This window comes from Paraburkholderia sp. UCT2 (assembly GCF_014397665.1).
Taxonomy (GTDB): Bacteria; Pseudomonadota; Gammaproteobacteria; order Burkholderiales; family Burkholderiaceae; genus Paraburkholderia; species Paraburkholderia tuberum.
On sequence record NZ_VZQO01000013.1, the window covers coordinates 125,159 to 141,546 of the forward strand.

General features: G+C 65.9%; 14 protein-coding genes. 6 read left to right on the forward strand and 8 right to left on the reverse strand.

The genetic code is table 11. The features are described from left to right. Nucleotides 1–4: 4 nt before the first annotated feature. The 3 genes from F6X39_RS13485 to F6X39_RS13495 are packed head-to-tail and all read right to left on the reverse strand — an operon-like array spanning nt 5 to nt 2,119. Nucleotides 5–421 carry a Rieske (2Fe-2S) protein gene (locus F6X39_RS13485; RefSeq protein WP_187616949.1) on the reverse strand — a complete coding sequence of 139 codons (417 nt, stop codon included), beginning with the start codon at nt 419–421 and terminating at the stop codon, nt 5–7. Next, entirely contained in the window at nt 418–1,077 is a 660-nt protein-coding gene (locus F6X39_RS13490) for an HAD-IA family hydrolase (protein WP_187616950.1), read from the reverse strand. The genes F6X39_RS13485 and F6X39_RS13490 overlap by 4 nt, the downstream gene beginning before the upstream one ends. Beyond that, entirely contained in the window at nt 1,070–2,119 is a 1,050-nt protein-coding gene (locus F6X39_RS13495) for an RluA family pseudouridine synthase (RefSeq protein ID WP_187616951.1), read from the reverse strand. Before F6X39_RS13495 ends, F6X39_RS13490 begins: the two co-directional genes overlap by 8 nt. Nucleotides 2,120–2,844: 725 nt before the next feature. Here F6X39_RS13495 and F6X39_RS13500 point away from each other — a divergent pair. The 6 genes from F6X39_RS13500 (at nt 2,845) to F6X39_RS13525 (ending at nt 10,270) form a co-directional block, all read left to right on the forward strand. After that, nucleotides 2,845–6,081, forward strand: coding sequence for a ribonuclease E/G (locus F6X39_RS13500; RefSeq protein WP_187616952.1), 3,237 nt, complete (start codon nt 2,845–2,847; stop codon nt 6,079–6,081). A 206-nt stretch (nt 6,082–6,287) separates the two neighbouring features. Continuing rightward, complete coding sequence (gene moaA / locus F6X39_RS13505; protein ID WP_187616953.1) at nt 6,288–7,397, forward strand: GTP 3',8-cyclase MoaA; 1,110 nt, start codon at nt 6,288–6,290, stop codon at nt 7,395–7,397. Nucleotides 7,398–7,408: 11 nt separating this feature from the next. Then, a complete protein-coding gene (gene mobA / locus F6X39_RS13510; RefSeq protein ID WP_187616954.1) occupies nt 7,409–8,035 on the forward strand; it encodes a molybdenum cofactor guanylyltransferase MobA in 627 nt (208 codons plus the stop codon). Between the two features lie 61 nt (nt 8,036–8,096). Next, nucleotides 8,097–9,413 (forward strand): gephyrin-like molybdotransferase Glp, encoded by a 1,317-nt coding sequence (gene glp / locus F6X39_RS13515; protein ID WP_187616955.1) that lies wholly within the window; start codon nt 8,097–8,099, stop codon nt 9,411–9,413. A 99-nt stretch (nt 9,414–9,512) separates the two neighbouring features. Beyond that, nucleotides 9,513–9,788, forward strand: coding sequence for a hypothetical protein (locus F6X39_RS13520; RefSeq protein ID WP_008923126.1), 276 nt, complete (start codon nt 9,513–9,515; stop codon nt 9,786–9,788). Then, a complete protein-coding gene (locus tag F6X39_RS13525; RefSeq protein WP_187616956.1) occupies nt 9,788–10,270 on the forward strand; it encodes a GNAT family N-acetyltransferase in 483 nt (160 codons plus the stop codon). Before F6X39_RS13520 ends, F6X39_RS13525 begins: the two co-directional genes overlap by 1 nt. Nucleotides 10,271–10,288: 18 nt before the next feature. On the opposite strand, the gene F6X39_RS13530 is transcribed toward F6X39_RS13525, so the two are convergent. From F6X39_RS13530 to pncB, 5 genes are all read right to left on the reverse strand, one after another. Beyond that, a complete protein-coding gene (locus F6X39_RS13530; RefSeq protein ID WP_187616957.1) occupies nt 10,289–11,737 on the reverse strand; it encodes a DNA recombination protein RmuC in 1,449 nt (482 codons plus the stop codon). Then, nucleotides 11,734–12,723 carry a 2-hydroxyacid dehydrogenase gene (locus tag F6X39_RS13535; RefSeq protein WP_090801203.1) on the reverse strand — a complete coding sequence of 330 codons (990 nt, stop codon included), beginning with the start codon at nt 12,721–12,723 and terminating at the stop codon, nt 11,734–11,736. The genes F6X39_RS13530 and F6X39_RS13535 overlap by 4 nt, the downstream gene beginning before the upstream one ends. Nucleotides 12,724–12,771: 48 nt before the next feature. Further along, nucleotides 12,772–14,163 carry a sodium:proton antiporter gene (locus tag F6X39_RS13540; protein WP_262414699.1) on the reverse strand — a complete coding sequence of 464 codons (1,392 nt, stop codon included), beginning with the start codon at nt 14,161–14,163 and terminating at the stop codon, nt 12,772–12,774. Between the two features lie 139 nt (nt 14,164–14,302). Then, the gene (locus F6X39_RS13545) at nt 14,303–14,965 is read right to left on the reverse strand and encodes a lactate utilization protein C (protein ID WP_187616959.1); all 663 of its coding nucleotides are present in this window, start codon (nt 14,963–14,965) and stop codon (nt 14,303–14,305) included. Between the two features lie 187 nt (nt 14,966–15,152). Further along, nucleotides 15,153–16,349, reverse strand: a complete 1,197-nt coding sequence (pncB, locus tag F6X39_RS13550) for a nicotinate phosphoribosyltransferase (RefSeq protein WP_184027904.1) — start codon at nt 16,347–16,349, stop codon at nt 15,153–15,155. Nucleotides 16,350–16,388 lie beyond the last annotated feature (39 nt).

The following is a 16,388-nucleotide window of genomic DNA, read 5'->3' on the forward strand; positions in this document are numbered from 1 at the left end:
GAAATCAGCGCGTGACCGGCAGCAAATCGCCGTCAGGCAGCCAGAATACCGCACGGCCCTCGAGCGTATCGCGTTCCTCGACCTGCACGGGACGCAATCTGCCCCCGCGACACGGACCACCGACGCATTTGCCAGTATCCGGCGCGTAAATCGCGCCATGTGTCGCGCACGTCAAGTATAAGCCGGACGATTCGAAGAACTGCCCTTCCTGCCAGTCGAGCTCCATCGGCACGTGAGCGCAACGGTTCAAATAGCCGTAGGCGCAGCCATCATAGCGGACGAAAAACACCACGGCATCCTGCCCGCCGAGCCGCGCGTCGCGCCGGATGCCGTCGCCACCGTCGACCAGCTCGTCGGCCGCGCAAATGCGCACTGCCTGCGCAGCCGCGGCAGTAGCAGTATCCACGCCGTCGGCGCTCATGCGTTCTCCCGCAGCCAACCGGACAGATCGCTGATGCTCGACGCCACGAACTTCGGTGACATCGCATTCAGCGAATTCGCCGGATGCGCGCCATAAGTCACGCCAATGCCCGCCACGCCGGCGTTGAGCGCCATTTGCAGATCGTGTGTCGTATCGCCGATCATGACCGTGCGCGCCGTATCCTGCCCCAATTCGCGGGTGAGCTCGTGCAGCATGGCCGGATGCGGTTTCGAGAAGGTTTCGTCAGCGCAGCGCGTGCCGTCGAACAGGCTCGTCAGGCGCGCCTGGTCAAGCGCACGATTGAGCCCGACGCGGCTCTTGCCGGTCGCGACCGCGAGCAGATAGCCGACGTCGCGCAACTCCTGGAGCATGTCGCGCACGCCGGGGAACAGCTCGGTAGTCTGGTCTTTTACAAGAAAATGAAAGCGGTAACGCTCAGAAAGCCGCGGGTAGTCGGCCGGATCGAGCGTCGGCGCGGCAATCTGCAGCGCGTCGCGCAGGCCGAGGCCGATGACGTAGCTCGCGGCTTCGTCCGCGGGAACCGGCAGGTGGAGATCGCGGCACGCCGCCTGGATGCTGCGCGTGATATGCGCGGTGGAATCCATCAGCGTGCCATCCCAGTCAAACACGATCAGATCGAATTGCTCTCTAGCCATGCAAGGTCGTCTCCGGGTTGAACCCAGTGCGTAGTTCGTTGAGTTGTTCTATAAAGGCGCGGCAGTCGGCAGGCAGCGGTGCCTCCAGCTGCAGCGGCGCGCCCGTCGCAGGATGCGTGAGCTTGAGCCGGTAAGCGTGCAGAAACATCCGCTTGATGCCGGGCTTCGCGTTGGCGCGCGCAAGCGCCTTGTTCAGCGCGAAATCGCCATATTTGGCGTCACCGACGATCGGTAGTGCCAGATGCTGCAGATGCACGCGAATCTGGTGCGTACGCCCCGTCTTCAGTTCCGCCTCAAGCAGCGCATATTCCGGCCAGCGCTCGACCAGATTGAAGATCGTGTGCGAAGCGAGGCCATCGGCCTGCACGCGCACGCGGCGCTCGCCGTCGGCGGTCAGGTACTTGTGAAGTGGCTCCTTTACCGCGCGGCGGCGACCCCAGTCAGTCGCCCATTCGCCGTGCACGCAAGCGTAGTAGCGCTTGTCCATCCGGTTATCGCGAATCTGCTCGTGCAGATTGACGAGCGCCGCGCGCTTCTTCGCGAGCATCAGGATGCCCGAGGTCTCTCGATCCAGCCGATGCACGAGTTCCAGGAATTTCGCCTGCGGCCGCGCCTCGCGCATCTGCTCGATCACACCGAACGCGACACCGCTGCCCCCGTGGACCGCAACGCCGGCCGGCTTGTCGATCACGAGCAGATGCTCGTCTTCGAACAGGATGTGAAAGCCCTGCGCGGGCACGGGCACGCGGGCTGCGGCCTGATGCGGCTGCGCGACGCGGATCGGCGGCACACGCACCAGATCGCCCAGTTCGAGCCGGTACTGCGCGTCGATCCGGCCCTTGTTCACGCGCACTTCACCGCTGCGCAGGATGCGATAAATATGGCTTTTCGGCACGCCCTTGCAGACGCGCAGCAGGAAATTATCGATGCGCTGACCAGCCGACCGGTCGTCGATTTCGATCAGCGAAACCTGGTCGCTTGAAACCGAATCTTCGACCGCGCCTGCAACCGATCTCTGGGATGTTTTGCCTAACTCTTTCATTCTGAATATAATTTGCCCAGCAGTCCGCGACGGCCGGCGCAGTGTCCGGAATGCGGCGGATTGCGCGAGCGCAAGCGATAAACCGTTATTTTACTTGCGCCGGGGTCTGGTTGCTCGCCCTGAAAATGAGATGCAACAAGTTGCACGCACGAAGTCAGCACCCGGCAGGGACGGCGCCCGCAGGCGCGTTCGGTCAAGGTCGGCTTCGACGGTAACGGAATTTTGGTAAAAAAGAATTTAGCTTTCAGCTTCGTGATCCGGGTGGTATGACGCCCAGCTGGACGAAGCTGCAAGTCGCGAAAATACGGCGTGCGCCCAAGGCGTCTTGTAGAAAGTACAAGACATGGCGACGTCAAAAGAAGGCGAGACACCCCCAGCAGGAAAAGACGCGCCGCCTGCGCGAACTTCCCGTTGCGGCATGACCGCGGACTTCGGCCCTTCGCTCGCGCGCCCATTTGGCGCGCCGGCTTCAGAGGGCGAAGACTTATGAAGGTCTGCTGGCTAAACGCGGCGTGTCAGGCCATGATTTGAAGCCGTGTTCGCATGTGCCCTGCGGCACCGTGCCCTTTTTTTATCGGGCTGGGCCCTCTCAGGCAATTCTCCCGCCATCTTTCCCGCTCCAGCGTGTTTGTGAAAACACAATAAGACGCGGCACGCCTACTCTCCCCGCTCTCGCGACTGACAACCGCGCGGCTGGGCCGGCGAGGCCGCTCTGGAGCCGTTCAATGAAACGAATGTTGTTCAACGCGACGCAGCAGGAAGAGCTGCGCGTCGCCATCGTCGATGGGCAAAAACTCATCGACATCGATATCGAAACCGCCGGTCGCGAACAGCGCAAAGGCAATATTTACAAGGGCATCATCACGCGCATCGAGCCGTCGCTCGAGGCCTGCTTCGTCAACTACGGCGAAGACCGTCACGGCTTCCTGCCGTTCAAGGAAGTCGCCCGCCAGTACTTCCGCGATGGCGTCGACATGCGTTCCGCACGCATCCAGGACGCATTGAAGGAAGGTCAGGAACTGATCGTCCAGGTCGAAAAGGAAGAACGCGGCAACAAGGGCGCAGCCCTGACCACGTTCATTTCGCTCGCCGGCCGCTATCTGGTGCTGATGCCGAACAACCCGCGCGGCGGCGGTGTGTCGCGCCGGATCGAAGGCGACGACCGTCAGGAACTGCGCGAAACCATGGCGCAGCTGCAACTGCCGGAAGGCATGAGCATCATCGCGCGCACGGCCGGCATCGGCCGCAGCGCCGAAGAGCTGCAGTGGGACCTGAACTACCTGATGCAGCTGTGGCGCGCAATCGAAGCCGCGTCGCAAAGTGGCACGGCCGGCCAGCCGATGCTGATCTATCTCGAATCGAGCCTCGTGATCCGCGCGATTCGCGACTACTTCCAGCCCGATATCGGCGAAATCCTGATCGACACGACCGAAATCCATGACCAGGCCCGCGCCTTCATGGACATCGTGATGCCGGACAACGTCGGCAAGGTAAAGCGCTACCACGACGACGTGCCGCTCTTCTCGCGCTTCCAGATCGAGCACCAGATCGAAACCGCGTACTCGCGCACCGTGCCGCTGCCGTCGGGCGGCGCGATCGTCATCGACCACACCGAAGCGCTCGTCGCGATCGACGTGAACTCGGCGCGCGCCACCAAAGGCGCGGACATCGAGGAAACGGCCGCGCGCACGAACCTCGAAGCCGCCGACGAAGTCGCTCGCCAGTTGCGTCTGCGCGACCTGGGCGGCCTGATCGTGATCGACTTCATCGACATGGAATCGGCCAAGAGCCAGCGCGAAGTCGAACAGCGCCTGAAAGACGCGCTCAAGCACGACCGCGCCCGCGTCCAGATGGGCAAGATCTCGCGCTTCGGCCTGATGGAGCTGTCGCGTCAGCGTCTGCGGCCGGCGCTGTCGGAAGGCAGCCACGTCACGTGTCCGCGTTGTAACGGCACGGGCCACATTCGCGATACCGAATCGTCCGCGCTGCAAGTGCTGCGGATCATTCAGGAAGAAGCAATGAAGGAAAACACCGCGGCGATCCACTGCCAGGTGCCGGTCGAAGTGACCGCCTTCCTGTTGAACGAGAAGCGCGCCGAAATCAACAAGATCGAGTCGCGTTTCAAGGTCAACGTCGTGCTGATCCCGAACAAGCACCTCGACACGCCGCACTACAAGCTCGAGCGTCTGCGTCACGACGACGCGCGCCTCGACGAGCCGCGCGCATCGTGGAAGATGGCCGAAGAAGCGGCCCGCGAACTCGAATCGGAAACCGGCTACAGCAAGCGCGCTGAGGAAGTGAAGCCGAAGCAGGAAGCGGCGGTCAAGGGCATCACGCCCGAGAAGCCGGCTCCGAGCGCGCCGGCCCGCCCGGCGGCTATCCCCGCTCCGGTCGCGGTGACGCCGGCCAGTGGCGGCTTCATCGGCTGGCTGAAGAATCTGTTCGGCATGCAGCCGGCTGCTCCGGCGCCCGCCGCGCCGGCCACCACCGACAAGCAGGCTCGTCCGCAACGCGGCGAGCGCACCGAGCGCGGTGAGCGCACGGGCGAGCGCGGCGGCGATCGCAACCGCAATCGCCGTGGCGGCGCAGGCGGTCGCGACGCGGCAGCGCGTGGCGAAGGCGTGACCGGCGGCCGTCAGGCGCAAGGTCAGCAGCCGTCGCCGCGTCGCGAGGAACGCGAAGGCCGCGAGGCACGCGAGGGCCGCGAACCGCGCGCGCCGCGTGAGCAACGCGAACCGCGTGAGGCCCGTGAAGGCCGTGAACTGCGTGAGGCTCGCGAGCCGCGTGAAGCGCGTGAACCGCGCGAGGCTCGCGAACGCGACACCCGCGGCGCCGAGCGCGCGGAAGCCGTCGAAGGCACGGCACGCGGTGAGCGTCGCGAGCGTGGCGAGCGCGCTGAACGCGTCGAGCGTGGCGAGCGTCGCAAGCCGCAGGCGGAAGCCGCCTCGGCGCTGACGCAAACCGACACGCAAGCTGCCGACGAACTGGCGCGCAACCGCGCCGCAGCGGGTGAAAACGGCGTGCCGGTCGATCAGGAAACAGTCGCACGTGACGGCGAAGAGCGTCGTCGTCGTCGCCGCGGCCGTCGTGGTGGTCGGCGCGAGCGTGAAGATGACGTGAATGGCAATCTCGCGGCGGATGTCGCGGAAGCCGAAGGCGACAACGTTGCCGCCAGCGACGAAGCGCCGGTGCGCACCCAGCAGCCGGTCGAGCACACGCCTGCAGCCAGCGAAGCGAAGGAAGTTACCCCGGTCGAAGTGGTGGTCGCCGCTGTCGCAACGGAAAGCGCCGTCGTGGCCGAACTGCATGCGGCAGCCGAAACGCCGGCTCTCGCCGCGGAAAATGCCGCGAAGACCGAAAAGGTCGTGCCGGTGGAAGAGGCCCCGGCGGCGTCGATCGAACCCGTGGCGGCGGAGCCGGCTATCGAAGCGCCAGCGCAGGCAGAGCAAGCCGCGTCGGCCGCGAGCGAACCGGTTACGCCGGCCGCTTCGGTCGAACCCGCCGCGCATGCCGAATCCCCGGCAGTCGAGCCGGCCCTGGAAATGCAGCCGACCGTCCCGACCGAACCGCGAGCCGTCCCGGCTGCGCTCGACACCGCGGCTCCGGCCACGATCGTCGAGGCGCCGGCAGCCGTGCCGGCACCGCAGGCCGAAATCGTCGAGCCGCAACCGGTCGTCGCAACGGAACCGGCCGTGGTCGAACCGGCGCCCGTCGCCGCGGCCCCGCAGCCGGCCCCCGTCCGCAGCGCAGCCCCCGCCGCCGCATCGGCCGACGCCTTGCAGCCGATCCTCGAGCAGGCTGGCCTGATCTGGGTGAACACCGACGCCGACAAGCTGCGTGCCGCGCAGGAAGCGGCGGCGCAGACGGTCAAGCCGCCGCGCGTGATCCGTGAGCGCAAGGCGCTGCCGCCAGACGACCACACGCCGATGCAACAGGTCGAAACGATCAAGCATCCGCAGTAAGCCGCGTCGTTGTTCGTGAAAAAGCCCGCCCTTTCCGGCGGGCTTTTTCTTTAGGCGGTCATTTGTCGCTTTAGGCGGTCATTTGTCGCCGCGAGCCGCGCCGCTCCCCGTATACCCCGACAACGTCCGTCGCGCATCTGCCGCCACCGGCATTTCCGATAGAATCAAATCATCCCCGTCCGTTAAAGCACCTGACGAAGCATTTCATGTCACGACGCATCATCCCTGTTGCCGATCTCAGCGCGGCGCCGGTCATCACCGGCCCAGTGCAGACACCTAGCGGCGTGCTGCACGATGCGCTCGTGCGTCCGCTGCACGATCTGCGCATCTCGGTGACGGACCGCTGCAACTTCCGCTGCGTGTATTGCATGCCGCGCGCAGTGTTCGACAAGGACTACGCTTTCCTGCCGCACAGCGCGTTGTTGAGTTTCGAGGAGATCGAGCGGCTCGCGCAGTTGTTCGTCGCGCATGGCGTCGAGAAAATTCGCCTGACCGGCGGCGAGCCGTTACTGCGCAAAAACCTCGAATTCCTGGTCGACCGGCTCGCCCGATTGACCACGCCTGCGGGCCGTCCGCTCGATCTCACGCTGACCACCAACGGCTCGCTGCTCGCGCGCAAGGCGCGCAGCCTGAAGGACGCCGGCCTCACCCGCGTGACCGTCAGCCTCGATGCGCTCGACGACGCGCTGTTCCGCCGCATGAACGACGCCGACTTCGCGGTCGCCGACGTGCTCGATGGCATCGCCGCCGCGCACGCGGTCGGGCTCGCGCCGGTCAAAGTCAACATGGTCGTCAAACGCGGTACCAACGACGGCGAAATCGTCCCCATGGCGCGTCATTTCAAAGGCACGGGCGCGGTGCTGCGCTTCATCGAGTACATGGACGTCGGCACCTCGAACGGCTGGAACATGACCGAAGTGCTGCCTTCCGCCGAGGTCGTCACGCGCATCACCGAGCATTTCCCGCTGGTGCCGCTCGAAGCGCACAGCGCCGCCGAAACTGCCCAACGCTGGGGTTATGTCGACGGCGGCGGCGAGATCGGCGTCATTTCGAGCGTCACCCGCGCGTTCTGCGGCAATTGCACGCGCGCGCGTTTGTCGACCGAGGGCAAGCTATACCTGTGCCTGTTCGCATCGACCGGACATGACCTGCGCGCGCTGCTGCGCGGCGGTGCGAGCGATGCCGGGATCGCCACCGCCATCGCCGAAATCTGGCAGGGCCGCGGCGACCGCTACTCGCAGCTGCGCGGCAGCCAGCCGGCCGATCAGGGCGAGCCGGCCAAGCGTCGCGTGGAAATGTCCTACATCGGCGGCTGAGCGGCCGACGCATGTCCATCCCCCGCGAACAGATCACTGGCCTCGTGCTCGCGGGCGGGCGCGGCACGCGCATGGGCGGCGTCGACAAGGGGTTGCAGCCGCTGCACGGCGAACCGCTCGCCGCTCACGTGCTGCGGCGCCTCGCGCCGCAGACCGGCCCGCTGATGATCAGCGCGAACCGCCATCCCGAGACCTACGCGGCGCTCGGCGCGCCATATCGCGCAAGGCTCGTCGCCGACACCCTCCCCGACTTTCCCGGCCCGCTCGCCGGCATGCTCGCCGGACTGCGCGCCGCCGGCACGGCGTACCTGCTGAGCGCGCCCTGCGATTCGCCGTGGCTACCGGCCGACCTCGCCGCGCGCCTCGCGGATGCACTCGACGCGAACCACGCCGACATCGCAACGGTCACCACCGTCGACACCGATGGAGAAACCTCCCTGCACCCGGTATTCGCGCTGATGCGCACCGCCGTCGCGGACGACCTGGCCGCGTTTCTGGCCTCCGGCGAGCGCAAGGTCCGCGCGTGGTACGCGCGCCACAAGACGGTCGAAGTCGTCTTTGCCGACGAGCGCGCGTTCTACAATGCCAACTCGTTACAAGAACTCGCCGACCTCGAACGCAATCGGGGCCCCGGCTGACATCCGCTCCGGCCGCACGGCAACAGCCGCGCCCGTCACCGGTCGCGACGCCCAGCCATTCATGACCACGCTCAACGACTTTTCCCGCTGCGTCGCGCAGTACGATCCTCATGCGCTACCCGTCCCGGCCGCTCAGGCGATCGTCCGGCAGTGGGCGACGCCGGTCGCGGCCGTCGAGCGCCTGGCGTTGCGCGATGCACTCGACCGCGTGCTAGCCGCCGACATCGTGTCGCCGATCGACGTGCCCGCGCACGACAACTCCGCGATGGACGGCTACGCGTTCAATCACGCGGCGCTCGCGGCCGCTATGCGAGGCGGCGCGGACAGCGTCGAGCTGACGGTTGCCGGCAAGGCGCTCGCCGGTCATCCGTTCGCGGGCCGCGTCGCGGCGAACCAGTGCGTGCTCGTGATGACGGGCGCCTGCATGCCCGCCGGTTGCGACACCGTCGTGCCGCAGGAACAGGTGGAGCGCGACGGTGCGGATTCCACGTCGATCCGCTTCGCCGCCAGCGCGGCGGCGGCGGGTGCGAACCGCCGCCGCGCCGGCGAAGATCTCGCGCGCGGCCACGTCGCGCTGCATGCCGGCCGCATCGTGCGCGCGTCGGACCTCGGCCTGCTCGCGTCGCTCGGCATTGGCGAAGTCAGCGTGCGGCGGCGTTTGCGCGTCGCGTTCTTTTCGACCGGCGACGAACTGCGCTCGCTCGGCGAGCCGCTCGACGCGGGCTCGGTCTACGACAGCAACCGCTACACGCTGTTTGCGATGCTGCGGCACCTGAACATCGACGCGCTCGATCTCGGCGTCGTGCGTGACGAGCCGGCCGCGCTCGAAGCCGCGCTGCGCAGTGCCGCGGCCAACGCCGACGTGGTGCTGACTTCGGGCGGCGTGTCGGTGGGCGAAGCGGACTTCACGAAGCAGCTGCTACAGACCTTCGGCGACGTCGCCTTCTGGCGTCTCGCGATGCGTCCCGGCCGGCCGCTCGCGTTCGGCCGCCTGTGGTCCGGCGAAAAGCCCGGACTCGGCAAACCTGCGCTATTCTTCGGCCTGCCCGGCAATCCGGTCGCCGTGATGGTGACGTTCTATCAGATCGTGCGCGAAGCGCTGCTGCTGATGGCCGGCGCGACGCCGCGGCCGCTGCCGGTGATTCACGCGACGAGCCGCGTGGCGGTGGGCAAGCGCGCGGGCCGCACCGAATTCCAGCGCGGCATCGCCGAACAGGATGCGCACGGACACTGGCACGCGAGCCCGACCGGGTCGCAAAGCTCAGGCGTGCTGAGCTCGATGAGCGAAGCGAACTGCTTCATCGTGCTCGGCCACGACGAGGGCGACATCGACGTCGGCGATCGCGTGTCGATCATGCTGTTCGACGGTCTCATCTGACGTTCCAGGCGCGCATCGATCGCACGACATCGGCACCACAGCAGCACTTCATCGACACTCCACCCACTATCACTACTACGACGCACGGGTTTGACTTACATGAAAAAACAGATCTCGTTCATCGCACCAGGACAGACGGCCAAAGCGCTGATCCTCGTGTATCTGACGTTCTCGGTGCCGATCGTGCTGCTCGGCGTGGTGGTCGCGTTCGTGCGCTATGGCTCGGTCGAGCTGAGCACGGTGTTCAGCGCGTTGCTGCTGAACGCGATCCTCGGCTTCGTGCTGTTGTGGATCGCGTGCCACGCCTACAACTGGGTCGCGTCGCGCTTCGGTGGTATCGAAATCCATCTGGCCGACGCACCGGAAGAAGCGTAATGCCCGCGACGATCCGCGCCGCCGAGCCCGCGGATACCGGCGCGATCTTCGCGCTCACCTACGAACTCGCGCAGTTCGAGAACCTCACGCACATCTTCGTCGCGACGGAAGATAGCCTGCGCGACGCGCTGTTCGGCGCGCGGCCGTCGATCGAAGCGCTGGTTGCCGAAGACGCGGGGAGCATCGTGGGCTATGCACTGTTCTTCCACAATTTTTCGAGCTTCGCGGGCCGCCGCGGGCTCTATCTCGAAGACGTCTACGTGCAGCCCGCGCAGCGGGGCAGCGGGCTCGGCACCGCGCTTCTGCGACACGTCGCGGCGCTGGCGGTGGAGCGGCAATGCGCGCGCTTCGAGTGGACCGTGCTCGACTGGAATCAGCCGGCGATCAGCTTCTATCAGAAGATGGGGGCGACGGTGTTGCCGGACTGGCGCGTCGTGCGTGTGACGGGCGATGCGCTGGCGCGGCTGGCTGCAAGGGCCTGAATTCCAGCGCCTCGCCCCTCATTGCTCATCAGGCTCCACACCCGACAGCGCATCGCCGAGCAACCCGCTTGCCTCGTCGCCCGGTAACGCCTCGACGTCGCGCAGCTTGCGGTTCATCATGCGCGTGCGCGTTTCCGCGGCCTCGATCGAACGCGTGACGGTTTCGAGCTGCGCCTTGGTCTTCGCGAGCACGTCGCCGAATTTGCCGAACTCCGTCTTCACCGCGCCGAGTACCTGCCACACCTCGCTCGAACGCTTTTCGATCGCGAGCGTGCGGAAACCCATCTGCAGACTATTGAGCAACGCGGTCAGCGTGGTCGGCCCCGCAATCGTCACGCGATAGTCACGCTGCAGCAGATCCGTGAGTCCCGGTCGGCGCAGCACTTCCGCGTACAGGCCTTCGGTCGGCAGGAACAGCAGCGCGAAGTCGGTCGTATGCGGCGGCGCCACGTACTTCTCCGCGATCGTGCGCGCCTCCGCGCGAATTCGCACTTCGAGCGCGCGCGATGCTTCCTCGACCGCGACAGGATCGGCGCGCTCCTGCGCTTCGATCAGCCGCTCGTAGTCCTCGCGCGGGAATTTGGCGTCGATCGGCAGCCATACCGGCGTATTCGCGCCGCCGGGCTCCGGCCGCCCCGGCAGACGAATCGCGAACTCGACGCGATCGGCGCTCTTCGGCACCGTCGCGACGTTCTTCGCGTATTGATCGACGGTCAGCAGTTGTTCGAGCAAGGCTTCGAGCTGCACTTCGCCCCACGTGCCGCGCGTCTTCACGTTGGTCAGCACGCGCTTCAGATCGCCGACGCCGGCCGCCAGCGTCTGCATTTCACCGAGGCCGCGATGCACCTGTTCGAGCCGGTCGGACACGAGCTTGAACGACTCGCCGAGACGCTGCTCAAGCGTTGCGTGCAGTTTTTCGTCCACGGTGCGGCGCATTTCCTCGAGCCGCGTCGCGTTGTTCGCCTCGATGTCCTTCAGACGCTGCTCGATCGTCGCGCGCACTTCGGCGAAGCGCCGGTCGTTCGCCTCGGTTAGTTGCCCGAGTTGCAGGCTCAGCGTGTCGCCGAACTGCTTCAGCGAGCGGCCCTGCTCGTCGCGCGCCTGCTGCGCCTGCGCCTGCAGGCTGTGACGCACGGCGTCGAGCTGTTGCGCGAAGCCGTCGATCTTGCCGCCCTGCACCGTCGTCATGCTGCTGAACTGCGCGGCGAGCGTCTGCTGAAAATGCGCGAAGCCGCTGCTTTGCTCGGTGCGCGACACGCGCGCGGTCTCGGCGATGTCGTTGCGCAGTTGCCGCTCGAGCCGCTCGGCGGTATGCGCCTGCGCGTCGACGACGGCATCGACGCGTTCGTTCAGCATCTCGAACTGTTCGTGCTGCTCCGTGCGGTCGTGACCGCGTAGCAGCAAGGCCAGTGCGATCACGAGGGCAACCGCCAGCACCGCGACGGCCGCCACCAGAATCATCGTCATGAACGCGCCTTGCCGATCACGTCGGGGTTGATCGGATTCGGCGGCTGACCGGCGCGCGGTCCTGCGCCGAGGCCGGCGATCAGGTTGTCCGCGGCGAGATTCGCCATGGCGCGGCGCGTGGTTTCGGTCGCGCTCGCGATGTGCGGCGTCAGCACGACGTTCGGCACGTTCAGCAGCGCCGGGTGCAGCTGCGGCTCGCCTTCGAACACATCCAGACCGGCCGCCGCGATGCGCCTGTCACGCAGCGCGTCGGCCAACGCCGCATCGTCGACGATGCCGCCGCGCGCGATGTTGGTGAGCGTCGCGCTCGGCTTCATCAGCGCCAGTTCGGCCGCGCCGATCGTGTGGTGGTTGCCTTTGTTGTACGGCAGCACCAGCACGACGTGGTCGGCGCGCCGCAGCAGATCCTCTTTCGACACGTACTCCGCGTTCAGCTCGGCCTCGATTTGCGGCGCGACGCGCGAGCGATTGTGATAGATGACCCGCATGTTGAAGCCCTGCGCGCGCCGCGCGAGCGCCTGGCCGATGCGGCCCATGCCGATCACGCCGAGCGTCGAACCGTATAGGTCGCTGCCGAGGAAGCCATCGTAGCTCCACTTCTGCCAATGTCCGGCGCGCAGCCAGTGCTCCGATTCGGCGATGCGGCGCGCGGCGGCCATCATCAGCGCCCAGCCGAAATCGGCGGTCGATTCGTTCAGCACGTCCGGCGTGTTGGTGCCGAGTACGTTCGCCGCGTTGAACGCGGCCATGTCGAAGTTGTTGTAGCCGACCGCCATGTTCGACACGACGCGCAGACGCGGCGCCGCGGCGAGCACGCCCGCGTCGATCATCTCGCCGGCCGTCAGCGCGCCGTCCTTGTCCGCGAGACGGCGCTTCAGTTCGTCGGCGGGCAACACGTCGCCCTCGTTCCAGTCGACGTCGAAGTACTGCTTGAGCCGGTCGATCACGTCGGGAAAGATCGAACGGGCAACGAGGATTTTCTGCAATGCAAGTCTCCGTATCGCACGTCGAGGGATAGTCTCGGCGTTGCAGAGTCAGCGTTCAAAAAAGAGCCAGCCGGTCAGCGCGAACAACGGCACCAGCACCGCGCCGGACCAGCCCAGATACGCAAAAAAGCTCGGCATGCGCACACCGCGCGATTGCGCGATCGCCTTCACCATGAAGTTCGGCGCGTTGCCGATGTAGGTGTTCGCGCCCATGAACACGGCGCCGGCCGAAATCGCCGCGAGCGTGGTCGCGCCGGTGGTCATCAAGGTCTGCGCATCGCCGCCGGCCAGGTTGAAGAACACGAGGTAGGTCGGCGCGTTGTCGAGAAACGAAGATAGCAGGCCGGTCGCCCAGAAGTACATGATGTCGCGCGGCTCGCCTGACGGATCATTGACCAGATGGACGATGCCCGCGAACGCGCCGGCTTCTCCCGCGCGCAGGATCATGATGACCGGCACGATCGTCACGAAGATGCCGGCGAACAGTTTGGCGACTTCCTCGATCGGCGCCCACTTGAAGTCGTTGCCCGCGCGGGCCGCGCGCGGTGTCCACGCGAGCGATAGCAGCGTGACGGCGATCAGCGCGGCGTCGCGCACGATGTTTTGCAACGCGACGTGCGTGCCGAGCACGTCGAATGTGATTTGCGGGCGCCACAGTCCGCTCATCAACACGAGCGCGATCACCGCGGCGAGCAGCACGAAATTGATCTTGCCGTCGATGCCGAGCGGCGCGCCGTCGGGCGTCGGATCGAGGAAAGCCGAACGCACTTCCTCGCGCTGGTGAAAGTAGTACGAGTCGAGTGCATAGAAAACGGCAAGTAGCATGCCGCTCACGAACAGCATCGGGGACGCGAGATGCGTAGTGGTCCAGAAAAAGCTCACGCCTTCGAGAAAACCGAGGAACAGCGGCGGGTCGCCGAGCGGCGACAGCGAGCCACCGACGTTCGCGACGAGGAAGATGAAGAACACGACCACGTGGGTCACGTGGCGGCGATTGTCGTTTGCGCGCAGCAACGGGCGGATCAGCAGCATCGCCGCGCCGGTCGTACCCATCACGCTCGCGAGCAAGGTGCCGAGCGCGAGAATCGCGGTGTTCAGCCGCGGTGTGCCATGCAGGTTGCCACGCACGCAGATGCCGCCCGCGACGGTATAGAGCGCGCTCAGCAGGATGATGAACGGAATGTACTCGTCGAGCATGGCATGCGCGAGCGCGCCGAGCGCCGCGCTCGCGCCGAAGCTCACGGCAAACGGCACGATGAACGCGAGCGCCCACGCCGCGGCGATCTTGCCGAAGTGGTGATGCCAGAGGGCTGGCGCGATCAGCGGAACGATCGCGATCGACAGCAGCACACCCGCGAAGGGCAAGCCCCACAACGCCGACAAGCGCGCGCCGTCGAGGAGCGTCTCAGCCTGCACGGACGGCGAGCACAGCGCAAGCATCGACGCAACGGCGAGCCACCGGCCCGTGCGGCCGGCCTGCGAATTCATGCCGATACAGGCCGCGCGACGGCTTGCAACCGCACGCACGACAGATACCGCGCGTGTCGCGTATGCGCTGGCACGCCGCCGCGCGACGCGTTCAAGCATCCTGCACGACGATCGCATGCACCCGGTAGGGGCCGTGCGCGCCCAGCACGATGGTCTGCTCGATGTCGCCGGTGCGCGATGGTCCCGACACGAAATTGACCGCGCGCGGCAGCTCGCCGCGTTCCTTGCGGATCAGGTCGAACGCCTCTTCATGACCCGCGACGATCCGCGAGCCCGGCACGATCGCGATGTGCGTCTCCGGCAGCAGCCCGGCCGACGCATACGTCTCGGGACCGGACAGCAACACGAGCGTGCCGGTCTCCGCGGTCGCGCAGAAACAGCCGGTGAGACCGACCACGTCATTGTCTTGCGGTTTGCGATATTCGACGGCGAGGCCGGCTGCGGCCCACGGCAGATCGCGCAGCGTTTGCCACGCGATGGCCTGCAACGGCAAACCGTGTTGCGTCAGATAGCGATGCGCGGCGGCGGGTACATCGGCGAAGGTTTGAACTGTGTCGACAGTACTCGCCATTTTCTGCGCTTCCTCGATGAAGCGCGCGCGCAGATCGGTGGGCATGTCCGGACGCGGGCCGACCGGATGACGCGCGAGATAGTCCGCCGCGGCTTCGCGCTCGGCGGCGCTCGATTCGGGCTCGCGCCCTTGCGCGGCGCGGATGCGCGCCAGGATGTTGCGGCGGGCAATCGATGTGTCCATGGGCGAAATCCTCGTGTCGACGGCCGTGCGATATGGCGAGGATTATACCGGCCGCGCTCCGCGCGAACACCCTGGCCGAACGGCATATTGCCGCCAGTCGATAGCGCGGCGACACTGTTCGCCGTGCCCCCCGAACGCGAGCAGATCATGGTCAGGCGATGAACCGAAAAGCAGTCCGCAAAGCGCGCTACCTGGCCGCCTCTTCTTCCGGCTGCGCGATGCCGAACACCTGGCGCAGATACGCGAGATACGCCTTGTCCTCGCACATGTTCTTGCCCGGCGAGTCCGACAATTTCGCGACCGGCTGACCGTTGCAACGAACCATCTTGATCACGATCTGCAGCGGGTTGTAGCCGAGGTCGTTGGTCAGATTGGTGCCCACGCCGAACGCTAGCTTGCAGCGGCCGCGGAAGCGCTCGTATAGCTGCAGCACCTTCGGGATGTCGAGCGCGTCGGAGAACACGAGCACCTTGGTGCGCGGGTCGCAACGATTCGCCTCGTAGTGTTTGAGCAGGCGCTCGCCCCAGTCGAATGGGTCGCCGGAATCGTGGCGAGCGCCGTCGAACAGCTTGCAGAAGTACATGTCGAAGTCGCGCAGGAACGCCTGCATGCCGTACACGTCGGAGAGCGCGATCCCGAGGTCGCCGCGATATTCCTTCGCCCACATCTCGAAGCCGAAGATCTGCGAGTCGCGCAGCCGCGGACCGAGCGCCTGGCAAGCCTGCAGGTACTCGTGCGCCATCGTGCCGAGCGGTGTCAGGCTGTGCTTCATCGCGTAGAAGACGTTGCTCGTGCCGGCGAACTGCTCGCCGAGACCGTCCTTCAGCGTGAGGATCACTTCCTCGTGCCACTGCTTCGAGAAGCGGCGGCGCGTGCCGTAATCGGCGATCTTGCAGTCGGCGAACTCCGGACGAGCGCCGAGCAGTTGAATCTTGTCGAGCAGACGGCCACGGCCTACGTGATAGTCGGGCGTTTGCTGGGTGTTGCGGAAATAGACTTCGTTGACGATCGCGAGCACCGGAATTTCGAAGAGGATCGTATGCAGCCACGGCCCCTTGATGTCGATGTCGATTTCGCCATTGCCCTTCGGCGACGGCGTGATCGAAATGTACTTCTCGTTCAGATGGAACAACGCGAGGAACTCGATGAAGTCGCCCTTGATGAAGCGCATGCGGCGCAGGTAGTCGAGTTCGTCGTCGGTGAAACGCAGTTCGCAGAGCTTGCGCACTTCGTCGCGAATCTCGTCGATGTACGGCACCAGATCGACGTTCGGCGTGCGGCAGCGGAAGCGGTACTCCACGTTGGCGGCGGGGAAGTGATGCAACACCACCTGCATCATCGTGAACTTGTACAGATCGGTATCGAGCAGCGAAGTAATAATCATGATGGTACGAACTGGACCGCTGAAAAAACGAAAAGGGCT